The sequence below is a fragment of the Pedobacter sp. AJM genome, assembly GCF_002197755.1.
In the GTDB taxonomy this organism is placed as follows: Bacteria; Bacteroidota; Bacteroidia; order Sphingobacteriales; family Sphingobacteriaceae; genus Pedobacter.
In genome coordinates, this window is sequence record NZ_NHOT01000001.1 from 882,105 (window position 1) to 899,026 (window position 16,922).

At 39.4% G+C, this 16,922-nt stretch carries 18 protein-coding genes; 9 read left to right on the plus strand and 9 right to left on the minus strand.

Features of this window, described 5'->3' with window-relative positions; translation table 11 throughout:
* Positions 1-32: 32 nt before the first annotated feature.
* Complete coding sequence (locus CBW18_RS03805) at positions 33-881, minus strand: neutral zinc metallopeptidase (protein ID WP_088299967.1); 849 nt, start codon at positions 879-881, stop codon at positions 33-35.
* Positions 882-1,034: 153 nt separating this feature from the next.
* Positions 1,035-2,543, minus strand: a complete 1,509-nt coding sequence (gltX, locus tag CBW18_RS03810; protein ID WP_088299883.1) for a glutamate--tRNA ligase — start codon at positions 2,541-2,543, stop codon at positions 1,035-1,037.
* 224 nt (positions 2,544-2,767) lie between these two features.
* On the opposite strand from gltX, the gene CBW18_RS03815 reads away from it, so the two are divergent.
* Genes CBW18_RS03815 through CBW18_RS03825 form a run of 3 tightly spaced genes read left to right on the plus strand, consistent with a single transcriptional unit; the run spans position 2,768 to position 4,875 of the window.
* Positions 2,768-3,973 (plus strand): HAMP domain-containing sensor histidine kinase, encoded by a 1,206-nt coding sequence (locus CBW18_RS03815; RefSeq protein WP_088299884.1) that lies wholly within the window; start codon positions 2,768-2,770, stop codon positions 3,971-3,973.
* On the plus strand, positions 3,954-4,463 hold the full coding sequence (locus CBW18_RS03820) for a DinB family protein (RefSeq protein ID WP_088299885.1): 510 nt from the start codon (positions 3,954-3,956) through the stop codon (positions 4,461-4,463). Before CBW18_RS03815 ends, CBW18_RS03820 begins: the two co-directional genes overlap by 20 nt.
* Positions 4,450-4,875, plus strand: coding sequence for a hotdog fold thioesterase (locus CBW18_RS03825; RefSeq protein ID WP_172406434.1), 426 nt, complete (start codon positions 4,450-4,452; stop codon positions 4,873-4,875). Before CBW18_RS03820 ends, CBW18_RS03825 begins: the two co-directional genes overlap by 14 nt.
* 45 nt (positions 4,876-4,920) lie before the next feature.
* Here CBW18_RS03825 and CBW18_RS03830 read toward each other — a convergent pair whose 3' ends face one another.
* Positions 4,921-5,286 carry a DUF6249 domain-containing protein gene (locus tag CBW18_RS03830; RefSeq protein WP_088299887.1) on the minus strand — a complete coding sequence of 122 codons (366 nt, stop codon included), beginning with the start codon at positions 5,284-5,286 and terminating at the stop codon, positions 4,921-4,923.
* Positions 5,287-5,409: 123 nt separating this feature from the next.
* On the opposite strand from CBW18_RS03830, the gene CBW18_RS03835 reads away from it, so the two are divergent.
* From CBW18_RS03835 to CBW18_RS03850, 4 genes are all read left to right on the plus strand, one after another.
* Entirely contained in the window at positions 5,410-5,973 is a 564-nt protein-coding gene (locus CBW18_RS03835; RefSeq protein ID WP_216359185.1) for a Crp/Fnr family transcriptional regulator, read from the plus strand.
* Positions 5,974-6,041: 68 nt separating this feature from the next.
* Positions 6,042-6,362, plus strand: coding sequence for a multidrug efflux SMR transporter (locus CBW18_RS03840; protein ID WP_088299888.1), 321 nt, complete (start codon positions 6,042-6,044; stop codon positions 6,360-6,362).
* A 271-nt stretch (positions 6,363-6,633) separates the two neighbouring features.
* Entirely contained in the window at positions 6,634-7,215 is a 582-nt protein-coding gene (locus CBW18_RS03845) for an RNA polymerase sigma factor (RefSeq protein WP_088299889.1), read from the plus strand.
* The gene (locus tag CBW18_RS03850; protein WP_088299890.1) at positions 7,212-7,703 is read left to right on the plus strand and encodes an anti-sigma factor; all 492 of its coding nucleotides are present in this window, start codon (positions 7,212-7,214) and stop codon (positions 7,701-7,703) included. Before CBW18_RS03845 ends, CBW18_RS03850 begins: the two co-directional genes overlap by 4 nt.
* A 62-nt stretch (positions 7,704-7,765) precedes the next feature.
* On the opposite strand, the gene CBW18_RS03855 is transcribed toward CBW18_RS03850, so the two are convergent.
* The 6 genes from CBW18_RS03855 to CBW18_RS03880 all read right to left on the minus strand — a co-directional run bounded on the left by CBW18_RS03855 (position 7,766) and on the right by CBW18_RS03880 (position 14,559).
* Positions 7,766-8,293 (minus strand): alpha/beta hydrolase, encoded by a 528-nt coding sequence (locus CBW18_RS03855; RefSeq protein WP_088299891.1) that lies wholly within the window; start codon positions 8,291-8,293, stop codon positions 7,766-7,768.
* Positions 8,294-8,406: 113 nt separating this feature from the next.
* Entirely contained in the window at positions 8,407-8,598 is a 192-nt protein-coding gene (locus CBW18_RS03860) for a cold-shock protein (protein ID WP_010599196.1), read from the minus strand.
* Positions 8,599-8,702: 104 nt separating this feature from the next.
* Complete coding sequence (locus CBW18_RS03865) at positions 8,703-9,629, minus strand: hypothetical protein (RefSeq protein WP_088299892.1); 927 nt, start codon at positions 9,627-9,629, stop codon at positions 8,703-8,705.
* Between the two features lie 14 nt (positions 9,630-9,643).
* Positions 9,644-10,510 (minus strand): phosphodiester glycosidase family protein, encoded by an 867-nt coding sequence (locus CBW18_RS03870; RefSeq protein WP_088299893.1) that lies wholly within the window; start codon positions 10,508-10,510, stop codon positions 9,644-9,646.
* A 199-nt stretch (positions 10,511-10,709) separates the two neighbouring features.
* Positions 10,710-13,226 carry a zinc-dependent metalloprotease gene (locus CBW18_RS03875; protein ID WP_088299894.1) on the minus strand — a complete coding sequence of 839 codons (2,517 nt, stop codon included), beginning with the start codon at positions 13,224-13,226 and terminating at the stop codon, positions 10,710-10,712.
* Between the two features lie 85 nt (positions 13,227-13,311).
* The gene (locus CBW18_RS03880) at positions 13,312-14,559 is read right to left on the minus strand and encodes an aspartyl protease family protein (protein WP_088299895.1); all 1,248 of its coding nucleotides are present in this window, start codon (positions 14,557-14,559) and stop codon (positions 13,312-13,314) included.
* 47 nt (positions 14,560-14,606) lie between these two features.
* Between CBW18_RS03880 and CBW18_RS03885 the strand changes: the two genes are divergently transcribed.
* Positions 14,607-15,938 (plus strand): D-alanyl-D-alanine carboxypeptidase, encoded by a 1,332-nt coding sequence (locus tag CBW18_RS03885; protein ID WP_253248956.1) that lies wholly within the window; start codon positions 14,607-14,609, stop codon positions 15,936-15,938.
* 69 nt (positions 15,939-16,007) lie between these two features.
* Positions 16,008-16,922: aminotransferase class I/II-fold pyridoxal phosphate-dependent enzyme (locus tag CBW18_RS03890; protein WP_088299896.1), on the plus strand; the 915-nt coding region annotated here is incomplete at its 3' end.

Below are 16,922 nucleotides of genomic sequence, written 5' to 3' on the forward strand. Positions count from 1 at the left end.
AACAACCGGGTGCTTAAAAATGTTTTATTTATTTACAAATTATTAGCATTGAAAGTATCACCTTGTTTCATATCACCAGTTTCAAAACCCTTTTTAAACCAAAAAACCCGCTGTGCTGAGGTACCATGTGTAAAGGAATCAGGTTGTATATCACCATTGGCTTGTTTTTGTAACTTATCATCACCAATAGCATTAGCTGCTGTTAAGGCTTCTTCTATGTCACCCTCTTCCAGTTTAAAATCCTTTAGGTTTTGAGCGTGATGCGCCCAGAGACCGGCAAAAAAATCAGCCTGCAATTCCAATTTTACAGATAACCTGTTATATTCTTTCTCACTTACTTGGCCACGAGCCTGATCCAGTTTTTCAGAAATCCCTAATAAGTTCTGCACGTGATGACCCACTTCATGTGCAATCACATAGGCTTGAGCAAAATCACCGGCGGCACCAAACCGGTTTTTTAAATCATCATAAAATGATAAATCGATATAAACTTTATGATCGCCCGGGCAGTAAAACGGCCCTACATCTGCACTTGCATTTCCACAAGCTGTTTGAACACCATCTCTGAATAATACAAGTTTCGGATTTTCATACGTTTGACCCATTTTTTGGAATTCCTGCTCCCACACTTCATATGTTGATTGCAAAATATTAGAAACAAAGCGACCTTGCTCGTCCTCGGGAACCCCCATCTTTCCTTCTACTTGTGCGCCTCCTGCATTTCCCGGCACCTGACTCACTAGTCCTGTTAAGTCCTTACCAAAAATTAGCCCTAGAACAACAACAATAATTCCAACGCCACCCCCTAAAATTGTTCGTCCACCGCCACCACTACTTCTTCTATCTTCAACGTCGCCGCTACCTTTACCAAACCACTGCATAATTTTATTTTTTATTTGAATGAATAACCTTGTATTCACTCAATTGTTAGGCTAAAGTAGAAAATTTTTTAAGCAATATTTTTTGCTAACAAATTAGATACAAAAAGAGCCATATAAATGATATGGCCCTTTCTTTAATCAAACTTAAAAAGATTAGTCATTAAAAACCTCAATGGCTCTTTCAATTCGGTTTTTTGTTTCTTGTACGCCCAATAAGATTGCAATATCAAAAACACCAGGTCCAAATTTGCCGCCTACCAGCATAATCCGGAAAGGCAACATCAGTTCGCCGGGTTTAAATCCCTTTTCTGTTGCCAAAGCCTTGAAAGCTTCTTCTGCTGAAACCGCATCATTAAGAGATAAATTTTCAGAAAAAGCATTAAAAAAGTCAGCCTTTTCTGTCGTCCATTTTGGTTTAACAGATGCCACGTCATATTCTCCCGGACTGGCGAAAAAATACCCGCTCTGCGCTACGAAATCTGGCAAAAGTGTACAACGATCTTTGATCAGGTCAATTATTGTATTTAAAAAGTCAGCATCACTTACTTCAATGCCAGCCTTTTGCAATTCAGCTTTTACGCTTGGTGCTAAACGCTCAGCACTTTGTGTTTTAATCCACTCATGATTATACCATTTTGCTTTTTCGAAATCAAACTTTGCCCCTGCTTTACTGATTCTATCTATAGAGAATTTTTCTTCCAGTTCACCTAATGAAAATAATTCCTGGTCAGTCCCGTCATTCCAACCCAATAAGGCCAGCATATTCACGAAAGCTTCAGGAAGAAAACCCATTTCTTTAAAGCCTTTGGTGATGTCATTGGTTTTAGGATCTGTCCAGTTCATGGCATACACCGGGAAACCTAAACGGTCGCCATCACGCTTGCTTAACTTACCATGGCCGTCAGGCTTCAGAATTAAAGGTAAATGGGCCCATTGTGGCATATCGCTTTCCCATCCCAGATATTTCCATAATAAAATATGTGTTGGTGCTGAGGGCAACCATTCTTCACCCCGGAAAGCATGGGTAATTTCCATGGCCTTATCATCAACTACTACAGCTAAATGATAGGTAGGCATGCCATCTGCTTTTAATAAAACCTTATCATCAACCAATGACGTTTCAAAGCTGACATCTCCACGAATTAAATCATTAAAATGCACAATTTCATTTTCAGGCACTTTAATGCGGATAACATGTGGTATTTTCGCTGCCAGCAAATCTTCTACTTCGCTTATGGTCAATGTTAAAGAGTTCCGCATTTCCATCCTCGTAGCCTGGCCATACTGAAAATTCGGAATTTCCTTTCGCTTTGCATCCAGCTCCTCAGGGGTATCAAAGGCATAATAAGCATAACCATCGCTGATCAACTGCTCTGCAAACTTCCTGTAACTGGGTTTACGTTCACTCTGGCGATATGGCCCGTAATTACCCGGCTTGGAAGGGCTCTCATCTGGCGTAATGCCACACCAGTTTAAACAGTTTACAATATATTCTTCTGCACCTTCTACAAAGCGGTTCTGATCGGTATCTTCCACACGCAGCACAAAAGTTCCGTTGTTTTTTCTGGCAAACAAATAATTGAATAAAGCCGTGCGAACACCACCTAAATGCAGTCCTCCGGTTGGGCTTGGGGCAAATCTTACTCTAACTTTTTTATCCATAATTGCTATGTTGAGCGATTGACATGTGGCATATGGCGTATGAAACGCTTGACGCCAGACGCAAAACGCAAGACGGCACAAAGATATGTTTTTCCTCCATTTTATGTTGTTTTCACGGGTAAGGAATCCATTATGCTTTTATCATGTTAACTTATCGTTTTTGAATAAAGCATAATGGTTTTCTGTTTTTTTCGTTTTGTTATCGTAATTTGGCTACCCAAAGCATGAATCCTTATCAAAAGAAACGCCGCTGGAAGTTTTTCCTTCTCATATTCGCTATCCTAATTGGCATTGCATCAGTATTTTACACCGATTCTTTTGTAAAAAAGATGGAACGCGAGGAAGCCAATCAGTTTCAGCTTTGGGTCAAGGTTCAGGAAAGATCCATGTTATTAATGGATAATGACAACTTTCGTGAGGTAGTAGAAAGTGTAAGGAAAAATACCAAGACACCTGTAATTGTTGTTGATTCTTCTCAAAACATTACCACCTATTTTGGTCTGGATTCTACGAAAACCAATTATTCAACAGATACCAAACTCACTTATGACAGTTTATATTTTGTTCATCAGTTAAGAAAAATGAGTGCGCAGCACAGGCCTTTAACCATGAATATTCTGGGCAGTAGCTATCAGGCTTATTATAAAGATTCGTTCATCCTGACACAGCTCCGCTATTTCCCCTATATTCAGATGGCGGTTATTTTTCTTTTCCTGCTTACGGCCTATGCAGCATTTAGTTCGGCACGGCGGGATGAACAGGACCATGTTTGGGTTGGCCTGGCCAAGGAAACCGCGCATCAGTTAGGCACTCCGATATCATCACTGATGGCGTGGACTGAACTCATGAAATCGAAATTTGATGCTGAAGATGATCCGCTTATTGCGGAGATGGAAAATGACATCAAACGCCTGGAAATTATTGCCGATCGCTTTTCAAAAATTGGCTCCAAACCTATCCTGGAAGATCATACGGTGTACATTGTGGTTAGTGATTTTATCCGGTACTTTAAAGTCAGAACATCTGATAAAGTTAAATTCAGCATTTCAGGAGATGAACAGGTTCGGGCTTTATTAAATATTCCACTGTTTGACTGGGTGATTGAAAACCTGCTTAAAAATGCAGCCAATGCCATTGAAAATGAAGGGTCTATTTCCATTAACATTATTGAAAACCTGGCCAAAGAACAGGTATTTATTGATGTAACCGATACGGGAAAGGGCATTCCACGTTCCAAATTTGATGCGGTTTTTCAACCAGGCTATACCACCAGAAAGCGTGGCTGGGGCTTAGGCCTTTCCCTTACGAAAAGGATTGTAGAGAATTACCATAGCGGAGAAATCTTTGTAAAAGATTCTGAAGTAGGCAGGGGAACAACATTTAGAATAATATTAAAAAGCAGCTTAAGATATGAACCGACCACAGCCTAACGAATACCCGATCTGGGCAGAAGCCTACATTAGCAAGGTTAATCAGGATATTTTCGAAATTCTGGAAGAACAGGTTTTTAGTGTTCCGGCTTTGTTTGCAAGAAATCAAGACAAAGAAAACTTTGCCTATGCGGCGCATAAGTGGACACTAAAAGAAATGCTCGGCCATATTATTGATTGCGAGCGCATTTTTGCCTACCGCATTACTTGTTTTGCCAGAAATGAGCAGCAGCACTTACCTGGTTTTAGTGAAGATGATTACGTTTCAAACGCCCGTTTCAGCGAAAGAAATTACGAAGACATGATTGAAGAGTTTGCTATGTTAAGAAAGGCGAACCTTTACCTATACAGAAGTTTAAATGATGATGAACTTGATCGCGGAGGAACAGCATCTGGCCGGGCCATTAATATAAAATCTATTTTATTTGTTGCGGCGGGGCATATCATTCATCATTTTGAAATCTTAAAACAACGTTATGATGTGGTTTAAAGAATTTAACGTTGATGAATTAAATAGTCGGCCGAAAAATCATATCGGTGCATTGCTTGGCATCGAATTTACCGAAATTGGTGAGGACTTTATTAAGGGTACCATGCCTGTTGATGAACGCACCCATCAGCCTGCAGGCATTTTGCATGGTGGTGCCTCTGTGGTTTTAGCAGAGACTCTTGGCAGCATTGCCTCCTACATGTGTATCGATCCAGAAAAATACCTAGCTGTAGGTTTGGAAGTGAATGCCAATCACCTCAGACCGGTAAAAAGCGGGCTTGTAACCGGAATATGCAAAATTATCCACCGCGGTGGCAAAACCCATATCTGGGACATTAAACTTTATGACGACCGGGGCAAAATGAGTTGCATCAGCCGTTTAACGGTAGCCATTATCAATAAGCCGCAATAAAAATTGCCGATGACCTTTGACCATCGGCAATTTTACCTAAATGACCTATTTCAGGGGCTGATGATCAATGGCTTTCTTTTCGATAATAAAAGAAGTGATCAATCCAAGTCCGCCAAAAACACCCAGGAAACCAAAGTAAATGGCCGCGGCCTGACTTTCTTCATTATGGGTCATCTCTGATCCAAATATGCTCCTTACCGTAAGCAGCGCGACCAACAGGCCCAGGCCTAAACCAACCATTAACAAGCCGAATTTTAAACTTAAGTAAGGCCTTGGTATTGATTTTGAAATGCCCGGATCGATTCCGCGTTCAATCATAGCCATTTTTTCCTTGTTGGACAGATAACGGATGCCAAAGATCATTGCAAATGTGCCCAGGAAGAATGTAATCGGAACTAATATTGCTTGCATAATAATATTTTTTTATGTTAATTTTTGTTTCTATCTATTTGAACCGTGTTCTGTGTATTATGACAACACCATTTCCAATCAGGTTACATGCCGTAGAAAAAAAAATCAATAGCTTTACAGATCTTGCATCAGCCATTAAAAAATATAGAAATCTTTACATCACTCAGCGATGCGGCATTTGCTGAAATCGCGAGGTATATCCGGATGGTCAGTTATCCTAAAGGAACATTACTGATTCACGCAGATAAAGTAGAACCTTATTTTTATATTCTCCAAAGCGGCATTGCCAGAGCTTATTCTGATGGTGAAAATCAACAAATTACTTTTTGGTTTGGAGAAAGCGGGAGCGTATTGTTTTCCTTCAACAGCTACATTAATAATAAGCCTGGATACGAAAACATCGAACTTTTAGAGGATTGTACATTGATTCAAATTCGGCTTACAGATTTATTTAAACTGTATAATGCAAATACAGAAATCGCGAACTGGGGACGAAAAATGGCTGAACATGAACTAATCGCAACCGAACGGCGATTAATTGACAGGTCATTCAAAAGTGCGGCAGAGCGGTATCAAGAATTCGCCGGTCATTCGCCATCGCTGCTCAAACGGGTGGCCTTAAAGCATATCGCTTCTTATTTGGGGGTTACACAGGTTACCTTAAGTAGAATCAGAGCTGAAAAATAATGCTATTTTTTAACAAATGTAAAAGGTGCGCTGAATGGTGCTTGATACCTTTGTGCAAACACATTTATATGAACTGGATCCTTTTAATCACTGCCGGACTTTTCGAAGTTGGCTTTACCACCTGTTTGCAATTGTCTAAAAATTTTACGAATATCAAGTGGACCACAGCCTTTATTGTTTGTATTGCCCTAAGCTTTTTACTATTGAATAAGGCCACGCAAACGCTGCCGATGGGAACGGCTTATGCCGTATGGACGGGAATTGGTGCCGTTGGAACAGTCATCGTAGGTATCCTCTATTTTAATGAGCCGGCTACTTTCTGGCGAATATTTTTTATCTGTACTTTGATCGGATCTATTGCGGGACTAAAGTTTTTTGCAGCTCATTAACTTGATATTCATTTAAATCTGTGGGAAAAACATGGAGGTTTAATTGTAAATGGGAGATACCAAAATCATCCCGCTGATTGCGGAGATTCTGCAGACCGTAGAAACTAAATCATTTTAAATCCGCATCTTTTTCTGTTAAATCTGCGGGAGAAATATTGATAATACAAAACAATCATGTCCAGATAATTTCAATCCATCTTTCAAAAATCTTTACTTAAACAAGAAAAATCCCTGTAACCTCCATCCCACAACTGTAGTCTTATGGCTAAACATGGAGCAAACAAATACGGATTTAATGCTAATCGAAAAGATATTGAACGGGCAAACCGATCAATATTCCTTATTGGTTAAACGCCATCAGCGATTTGTATTTACGCTTGCGCTTCGTTTTGCAAAAAACAGGGAAGATGCAGAAGAGATTGCGCAGGATTGTTTCATTAAAGCTTATAAAGCGCTTGGAACTTTCAAGCAAACTTCAAAATTTAGTACCTGGCTGTATACCATTACCTATACCACGGCCATGACATTTTTGAGAAAAAAGCGCTTGGATACTTCATCAATTGATGATGAAGATACATTTATCCAGCTGGAGAATCACACTTCGGGCTTTATGGCAAACGGATACGAAAAGAAGGATGGCTACAAATTTTTAAATGAAGCAATTACACAACTAATGCCAGATGATGCTGCCATTATTACCTTGTTTTATCAGGGAGAGCAAAGTCTGGAAGAAATTGGTGCAAGCCTTAACATGGAGCCGAATACGGTTAAAGTAAAATTGCACCGTGCCCGGCAAAGGCTGAGAGAAAAATTACAATATTTGTTAAAGGATGAAGTAAAAGAGCTGCTATGAATACGATAGAGGAACAACTTTGGGATTATATTGACGGAAACCTGGATGCCGCCCAGGCCATTGCCATCAAAGAAAAGATTGATACAGATGCAGAGGTTAAATTTCAGTATGAAGAATTACTGCGTTTCAACAATGCTTTTGATAAAATGGAATTTGAAGAACCATCCATGTCTTTCATTAGAAATGTAATGGAAAGCATTGCGCTTGAACCTGCTCCAATAGCAATGAAAACAAAGGTTGATAAAAAGATTATTTATGGTATTGGTAGCTTTTTCGTACTCTCTTTACTCATGTTATTTGGCTATGTACTTTATAATTCAAATCTAACTATGCCTGGTTTTGATCAGAAAGTTAGTTTCGATTTCAATTTAAACCAACACATCACACCTGCCACTATTTATAGCTTCTTATTTGCTGATCTGGTTATCGGATTAATTTTTATTGATCAGCTTTTAAGAGGAAGGTTGGCTCAAATCAAGAAAGTTTAATCGTCCCGCAGATTACATTCATTTGCATTTTCAGAAATCTGCGGGAACCCAAAAGATAAATTTTACCCCAAAGTTTTTAAAATCTCCAGTCCTTCTGCCCATTTACCGTATCCGGCTGTGGCATTGATATGCCCCGCATTGCCAATATTAATAAAATCACTGCCCCATTTCTCTGCAAAGAACGCAGCTCTTTCTATACTCACCCATTCATCATCCGTACTGGCCACTATAATGGTTTTAAAATTAATTTTGTCCAGTGGAACATGATCAAAGCCAACAGTATCAAAGGTATATTGAGGTGCTTCCAGATCACTTGGCGCAACCAATAATGCCCCCTTAATGGTCTTTTGATAATGTTTGGCCCAATTGGCAATTGCCGTACAGCCCAAACTATGGCCAATTAAAACCACTGTAGCTAAATCATAACCAGCCAATGCCTCATCAATATTTTTAATCCAGTCAGCTGATGTTGGCGTTTCCCAGTCGGCCTGATTGATTCTGGTAAAATTTTCACCTGATTGTTCAAAGTGTGTTTGCCAATGGTCTGGCCCTGAATTACCCAAACCAGGAATAATAAAGTAATTTGTCATAGATCAACAGGTGTTATTAGTACTCTTTTTTAAAATGAGCAGTGTTAGCCATTTTTCGTATATAAAAAAAGCCCCGACTGAGATCGGGGCCTTTTTGTAAATATGATAATAAATTAAATTACTTTCACATTAACGGCATTTAAGCCTTTTTTACCGTTAGCAACTTCGTACTGTACTTTGTCGTTTTCACGGATTTCGTCGATAAGACCTGTTGAATGAACAAAAATTTCGCTGTCGCCATTCGCAGGAATGATAAAGCCAAAACCTTTAGTTACATTGAAGAATTTTACTGTGCCTTCTTGCATTGTATTAAATATTAAAATTAAGTCTGCAAGGTAAGTTTTAATTTTTAAAATCAAAATAAATTTTAACATTTTTTTAACGTTAAAACTTTGTAAACATCAGATTACTAAGGCTTTTTAATTGCCTTCCCAACAATAGTTACTGTAATTTCACTATTGTGTGGTATTCCAAGGGTTGTTCCGGGAACAACATTAAAAAGGTTCCTGATATAAATATCGGCTACCCCCTGCATCATTCTTTTCTTTCCTTCTGCGGCCTCCGGCAACACACCATTTACATTCAAAATCCGCATTGTTCCGGTATAATCTACAACAGCAAGGCATTCATAAGCAAAATCTTTATACGCCCGCTGAATTTCAATCCGGTAACGTGGAAACATATAATCGTAAGCGGCTGTTCGTTTCTGCAGTTTATCTACTGTACTAAACTTTTCTACCTTTACAATTTTACTCTTCGGAATAAACTGAACAGGTACCCTCGAGGCAAATGCTCCTGTATCAGTACGGTTAACTTCATCAGATCTTTTCTGAATAAATAAGGTATCTGCCTTTGAGGGTTTCTGCAAGGCTGCTGCCGTTGTTTTCAATTTATTTTTAATGTAGGTCTGCGCATAAAATGTCATATTCACATCTGAACGGATATCATTAGCGATTACTTTTCCATCAACCTGAATCCGCTGAAAAACCAGGCTATCCTTACTGATGTGTTTCACCTTGAAAAACTCTTCCGCAAAGTTGTACACATTGCCATGGTCATATTGCAGGTAAAATTTCTGCATGATTTGTTTCTGCGGGCTCCAGGCCATCATGGTATCCTCTGCGGCTACCTCAATAATCCAGGAAGGTTGCTGCATAAATCCTTCTTTATTGAAAGAAAGGTTATTGCTGAAGCGACGTTTAACCTCTTCAAACCGGATGCCTTTTACAGGAGCAAAGCTGAAGTCTCTCAGGCTGGCATCATTTTTTTTCGATCGTGAATTACAGGCAGAAAGCACCAGCACGATAAGAAAGAGTTTTAAAATATTTTGAATCATTGGTGCTAAAATAATTATTTCTTTTTAACCAGTATCACATTGGCCACTTTACGCTGCCCCGCATGGTCCCATTTCTTGTTATCTGATGGATAATTAATTACCCCATCATCAGGCATTCCATCAACCCATAAAGTAGTGGAACCTCCGCCATCAAAATTAATGGCACTGCTACATCCCAGCCATTTCATCAACTTGGTTAGCTCCGGCAAGTTCATCCCTGCAGCATTATCGCTTCGCCCATCAACCGTTAACAAAATTACCCTGCCATTTGGTTTGATGCCTAAGCAGGTTCTTGGATGACGAAGGCGCGTAAAAGATGTGGTATCTAAATCTTCATTTTGGTTATGATAGGTTAATAACGGACCATTCAGCAAAACATTTTCTTCGCTGAGTTTTGTTTCCCAATCTGCTGTTCCATCCCATTTTTTGATGGCGATTTTACCATTATCTACAACCACTGCAGCCTGTTGATGCCTTGCTCTATTTCCATTTTTGTCCAATCGGTTGGTATTGATTATACTTCCTTTTACCTTGACAAAATCAACCGATCCGCCATTTTTTACATCAAAAAAATTTCCATTTAAAGCTGCAATTGCGGTATCGCGAATACCAAAATTACTGGTAGTGATTAATTCTTTTTCTTCGGCACCCAATGCAAAAATTGCTTTTCTACCTGTATTTTTTACTTCAAGAAAAGAAATGTTTTCATTTGCTCCAAAAAGATCCTTATTGTTAAAATGATGGCGAAATAGTTTCACTTGCCGTGCAATTTTAGTTTTCTCCCATTGGGTTCTAACCACACAAACCGAATCAGCATTTTGTGCAAAACCCGGCATTAAATAAAGCGAGAATAAGATAATGATTGATAGTTTTCTAAACATCGGTATTCAATTTGCCATAAAACTAAATCTTTGTTTTAAACTTCGAATTAAGCCATCAATAATTATACATTCAATTTTAAGCAAAAACGGAGCAACCAACTTCATGATTAACTCCGTTTTTTCTGAATGATGGAATGACTAAATTAGTGAATGATGGAATTGGGGTGTTGCTTTGCCAATCATTCTATAATTCAATCATTTATTTCTTCGGGTCTAAAATATCTTTGATTCTGATATTCAAATCTTCATAATGTGCTTTTGTTATGGCATCACCTGCGGCAGATCTGGCTTTTGTAGTGCCCAGTAATGTTTTCAGTTCTGCCCTGACTAATGGCCTGATATCTGATAAAGCAACATTAACCGGTGTTAAACCGTAGCTTGCTGCATAATCAACCGGAAAGCCCACAGGAAGTTCTGCCTCTTTGGTCATCAGATTTTCTAATTGGTCTACATAAGCACGCTGTAAGTTACGTTTAAATGCATCTGCCCTGCCGTTGGCGAATACGGAAGACCTTAAATCGGTAAACAACTGCGGCATTGTGTAGGCCTTTGCTGGCCCGTTTTTAGTTTCATTATCCAGTAAACGGGCAAGGCGTGGCGCAGCCAACAGGTTACCCAATGTATTGGTCTGAACGGCCTTAATGCGGTTTAACAATACGCCATTATCAAATTTATTTAATTGCTCATTGCTGATGAGCCATAAAGGAGTAGTGAACAATTGCTGATTGAAAAAAGTTATCGCCTCCTTTTGTTTTGCCTTAGGCAGATAAGCATAAACGGCACCTGTTTGGTCGTACGTTTTAAAGTTTTCACTCAAGCCACCAACATTGGTAGTTACATGGCCCATATAACGGTTAAATTGCGAAATAATTTCATTGTAAATTTCTTTTAAATCGCTGTAATCTTTCCCTTTCTGGTAGGTCCATTTTTCAACATTAGGAAGAATCCGTTTAAGGTTGGCAATGCCATAAGTACTGGCTTTCATGGCATTATCACCCAGATCTTCACTTTGTAAGCGCGGATCTAAAGTGGTTCCCTGCCTGCCATAAAAGTATAATGGATTTCCAGCATTTTTTATTACCCATTGATTCAAAATTTCTTTTTCCTGCTCGGCAGTTTTATTTCCGGGAATCCATGAATAACCCCATTTGATCGCCCACTTGTCATATTCACCAATTTGTGGATGTAGTTTCGTTACGCCATCACCCGGCTGGGCAATGTAATTAAAACGGGCATAATCCATAATGGACGGCGCAGTTCCATGTGTATCTGTAAAAGTTTTAGATCGCAGTGAATCTACCGGATAAGCATAACTTGAACCAAAGTTGTGGGGCAAGCCCAAGGTATGGCCAATTTCATGTGAAGATACGAAACGAATCAATTCGCCCATTTGTGCATCAGAAAATTTAGCCTTACGCACTTCAGGATTTATGGCCGCGGTTTGTACAAAATACCAGTTGCGTAGCAGGTTCATCACATTGTGGTACCAGCCGATATGTGTTTCCAGGATCTGACCGGTACGGGGATCACTCACATGTGGACCATAAGCATTGGCAATATCTGAGGCAAAATAACGGACAACAGAATATCTGGAATCTTCAACACTAAACTGTGGATCTTCCTGTGGGGTCGGTGCTTGCTTACCAATAATCGCATTTTTGAAACCTGCAGCCTCAAATCCGGCCTGCCAGTCGTTAATTCCCTGAATTAAATAAGGCACCCATTTTTTAGGTGTAGCCGGATCAATGTAAATAATAATTGGTTTTACCGGCTCTACCAGTTCACCCCTCATATATGCAGCCGTATCTTTTGGAACCAGATTCCAGCGGTGAATGTAAGCAGTACGTTCTGCCTTTTGTGCATCAGTACCATAATCCAGCTGAGATTGCCCAAAGTATCCCACTCGGCTATCCATAATTCTGGCCTTCACTGGTATTTTAGGCAACAACAACATGGAGGTATTAAATTCAAAAGTTACTGCAGCATTGCTGTTATCGGTTGGTGATTCTGCAGCCTTGTACGTTTTGGCCGTTTTAACTTCAATATTGATGGGGAAGGTTTTAACGGTATCAATGTATGAACGCGTGGCATCATAGGCAATCACTTTATATGCCTTACGGATCTGGTCTGTCGCACCAATCGCCATAATGTCACCGTTATAAAAATCAGTGACATCTATAACCACGCCTGTAGTGTCCTTATTATAAGCCTTCACTTCAAAACCGGCCAGAATCTGATCCAGGTTTGAATTTCTAACCGACTCATACATATCACTATTTGGGTCTGCTTGAGTAGCATAGCTTGGTACACGGATATAAATCTGTTTACCCCTGCGCTCCCATTTCCAAACCTGTTCATTCAATTCCTCTCCGCCATATTGCTGGTTGCCAACTTTTATACCCACCGGTGATTTTGCCAGGCGGGTGACCACCAGCATTTCGCGGTTAATTAAACTATCCGGAATTTCAAAGTACCACTTATCTTCTACCTTATGTGTTTTAAATAAACCGTTAGTGGTTCTGGCTTTGGCAGTAATAACCTCTGAATAAGGTTTAATCCCTTCCTTTTTGGGAGTTGCAGCAGGCGTAGCTGCTGCCGTAGTGGCTGAACCTGTTGTACCTTTTTTGTTCTTTTTTTGTGCGTATACTGAGTTTGATCCTGCCAAACCGAACGCAACCATACCTGCCAATGCAAGCATGCCGAGTTGTTTCTTCATTGATGTGAAATATGCTATAATAGAGTCCGAAGTTAGAGGCTTATTACAGCATAATCAATGTGTAACTAGAAAATTACGGGCAGTATCAGATTCTTTTTTCCAGTTGAACAAATTTGAATAAAGTATGGTTATCACGATAGATTTCGAAAAGGAGTCTTCTGCCCGGCAATGATTTAAAAAGTTCATTGATGTCATTTAAGGTATAAGATTGTATAGGTTTAAAATCTATACTGATAATTTCATCATAAGGCATAAAGCCAGCCCTTTCGGCGGGTGAGCCTTCATCTACCTCACCGATCAGGATTCTTTTAAATTCATTCTGCTCCAGGTAAACCACCATGCCCACCATATCATGCTGAAACGGCTTTCTGAAATTAGAATTTGGTTTTATTGATATAAAGCCTTGTTGATAATTGAACTGAACATCAAACTTGCGCAGCATTTCACCACCTAAATTTCCATTCCGTTTACTCAGGTCAATTCTTTTTGATATGTATTCAAAATCCGGAAAACCGGCAACCACCTGATCAAATGTATAATTGCCGATATAAAACTTCGAAATGCGACCAACATAACCTTTAATTTCTCCGCTTAAACTCATGCCTAAATTTGCTTTGACCTTTTTAGATGGTGCAGGGAAAGCATCTTTATCTAACATTTCCATAGATAAAGCATGGCTTGCGCCGGTATCAATAATTAACCTGGCTTTTACCTTTACTGTATCGTCAATCAATACTTGTGTTTCAATGTATGGTTTTTGTTTTTCAATGAAGATTGGAATTTTTGATCCACGGTACTTTACCTTACTCTTTGTATCATAAAAAATAAGTGTGTTATGGCTATACCTGATATCTACAATAAAGCTGTTGAAAAAATCAAATCCTATCAGTCCATAAATTTTAATTCCCAAATGGCCAGACAGATTAAATAAATCTTCTTTTAGAACGGCAGTAGGGATGTATTTAATTTTTGCCTTTCCTAATTGCGCATGCACATTTTGCGAAACATAAGCATCAACACTTTCTACCCCGAGACCAGATAACTTGATCTTACGCATGGCGCTAAAGTCCAGCGAATCAATAATAGCGGGTTCTGTGATAATTAAAGGCCCCACCCCTGTATCGAGAACAAAATCATAGGGGCCCTTTCCATTCACCATCAGTGGAATAATAATGAGATTTTTGATGCACTTAAACGAAACAGATTGCTTTAATTTATGCTTTGGAAATGCAAATTCCTGCCCATACCCCTTAATAAAAGCCAAAAGGCAGATCAGGCAAATGAATACTTTGCGACATCCTGAAAAGGTTACAAGGGCATATTTGGTTAACATTAAATTAAATTTAATAAATTAGTTGGCAATTGTCACTCTAATCCAGCATGATGTTTATCCCTAAAGTTCATTATTTATCGTTTGCAGCCATAATTTTTATCGTATCAGGCTTAATTGGCTGTTCAGCAGACCAAATGATTTCAAAAAAAGTGGCTAAAACATTTAAAAATTCGGAGGTAATCAAGCAATATGAGGTGGGTTTTGCTTTGTATGATATGGAAGGCCATAAGATGATCTTTCAGAAAGATGCCGACAAATATTTCACACCCGCATCCAACACTAAACTGTATACCTTTTATGCGAGTTTGCAAATGTTGCCTGAAAGAATGCCCGCCTTAAAATATGTGGAACGGAATGATTCCCTGATTTTCTGGGGGACGGGAGACCCTTCATTTTTACAATTTGCGGTAAAGGATCAGTCGGCCTTTCATTTTCTTCAGGCAAGCAATAAAAAACTCTTTTTTGCACCGGGTCGCTATTCCGGATCTTTTTTTGGCGAGGGATGGAGCTGGGATGATTACGATTATTATTACCAGCCGGAAATTACGGAAATGCCCATAATGGATAATATGGTAACTTCCACTTACGCTAGTGCACATAAAATCAACATTGAACCAAAGGTTTTTGCTCCTTGCTTTGAAGTTGATTCTACGAAGACTACAGGGAATTTCCAGGTGACGAGAGATTTTTTGGCAAACCATTTCCGCTATCCTGCCGTTGATGTAAAACCGGGTTATCATCAGCAAAACCCTTATAAAACGAGTGTCCAGACCACCGTTGAGGTTTTGACAGATACCCTGCATAAAACAGTAGGGATTGTTAACATGAAGATTCCGGCAGATGCAAAAACATTATCCGGAGCCAAAAGAGATTCTGTTTTGAAGCATATGATGTTACCCAGTGATAATTTTATTGCCGAACATCTGCTATTGGTTTGTTCCAACCAGATCGGAGATACACTGAGCACCGCAAAAGCCATTCAATATGTAACTAAAAAGTACTTATCTTTTTTGCCAGACAAAGTTCAATGGGCAGATGGTTCAGGTTTATCCCGGCAGAATTTATTTACACCCCGTGATAACGTTTACCTGCTGGATTCGATCTATAAACTGGTGAATAACCGCGAAAAGCTTTTCGATATGCTTCCTGCTGGCGGGAAAACCGGCACCTTGAAAAATGCCTATCCGAAAACTGATCAGCCGTTTATTTATGGCAAAACAGGATCTTTGGGTGGTGTGCATAATCAAAGTGGTTATGTATTGACAAAAAAGGGTAAAACTTATATTTACGCTTTTATGAACAATAATTATATTAAACCAACAGCCGAAGTAAGGGCTGAAATGGTGAGAATCATGACCTATATTCATGATCATTTTTAATGTATCGCAGCATCAGGCCAACCAATCATCACAGCCGATAACACGCCCGAAGAAAATTTCAATTGCGCAATGAACCAGAGATTACGGTCTATCGATCAACCCTTTTCCAATGAGATACTCCTTGATGGTAAAAATTACCTGTATTTTGGAGGTACAGCTTACCTGGGTATTCCGCAGCAGCATGATTTTCTTTCTTTATATCTGGAAGGCCTAAAAAAATATGGCCTGAATAATGGTACCAGCCGCAACAACAACATTCAGCTTGGAATCTACCAGGAAGCTGAACATGTGGCTGCCATACGTTACCAGGCAGAAGCAGCATTAATCACATCAAGCGGATACCTGGCTGCTCAGTTAACGGTTAAAAAACTTGCAGCCCCCGGACATGTAATTTATGCGCCCAATACCCATCCTTCACTTTGGATAGATGAACAACCCGAAGCTAACGGTACTTTCAAAAACTGGAGCAAAGAAACCCTGCAGTTAATCAATACTTCAACAGAAAAAAACTGGATATTGATCAGTAATGCGATGAACAACCTGGTTCCTGAAGTTTATGATTTCAGCTTCCTGAATAATATTGAACCGGATAAAAACATCACTTTAATTGTAGATGATTCTCATGGGATCGGAATAAACAATCAGGGTTTAAGTGCATTCTCCTCCTTACCTGAAAGAGAAAACATCAGTCATGTGGTGGTGGCTTCAATGGCCAAAGCCCTTGGCGTAGACGCCGGATTGATATTGGGTTCAGAAAAAATAATTATGCAGCTCAAATCTACCAGTACCTTTGTTGGCGCATCTCCTCCTGCCGCAGCTGGTATTTATGCTTTTATGCATGCAGAAAGTATATATAAAAAACAGTGGCTAAAACTTCAGGACAACATAAACTTATTAACCAGGAACCTGAATCAATCATGGAAATATGCACCTGGTTTCCCCGCATTTTTAATTGATGATGCTACAATTGACCAGCAATTATGG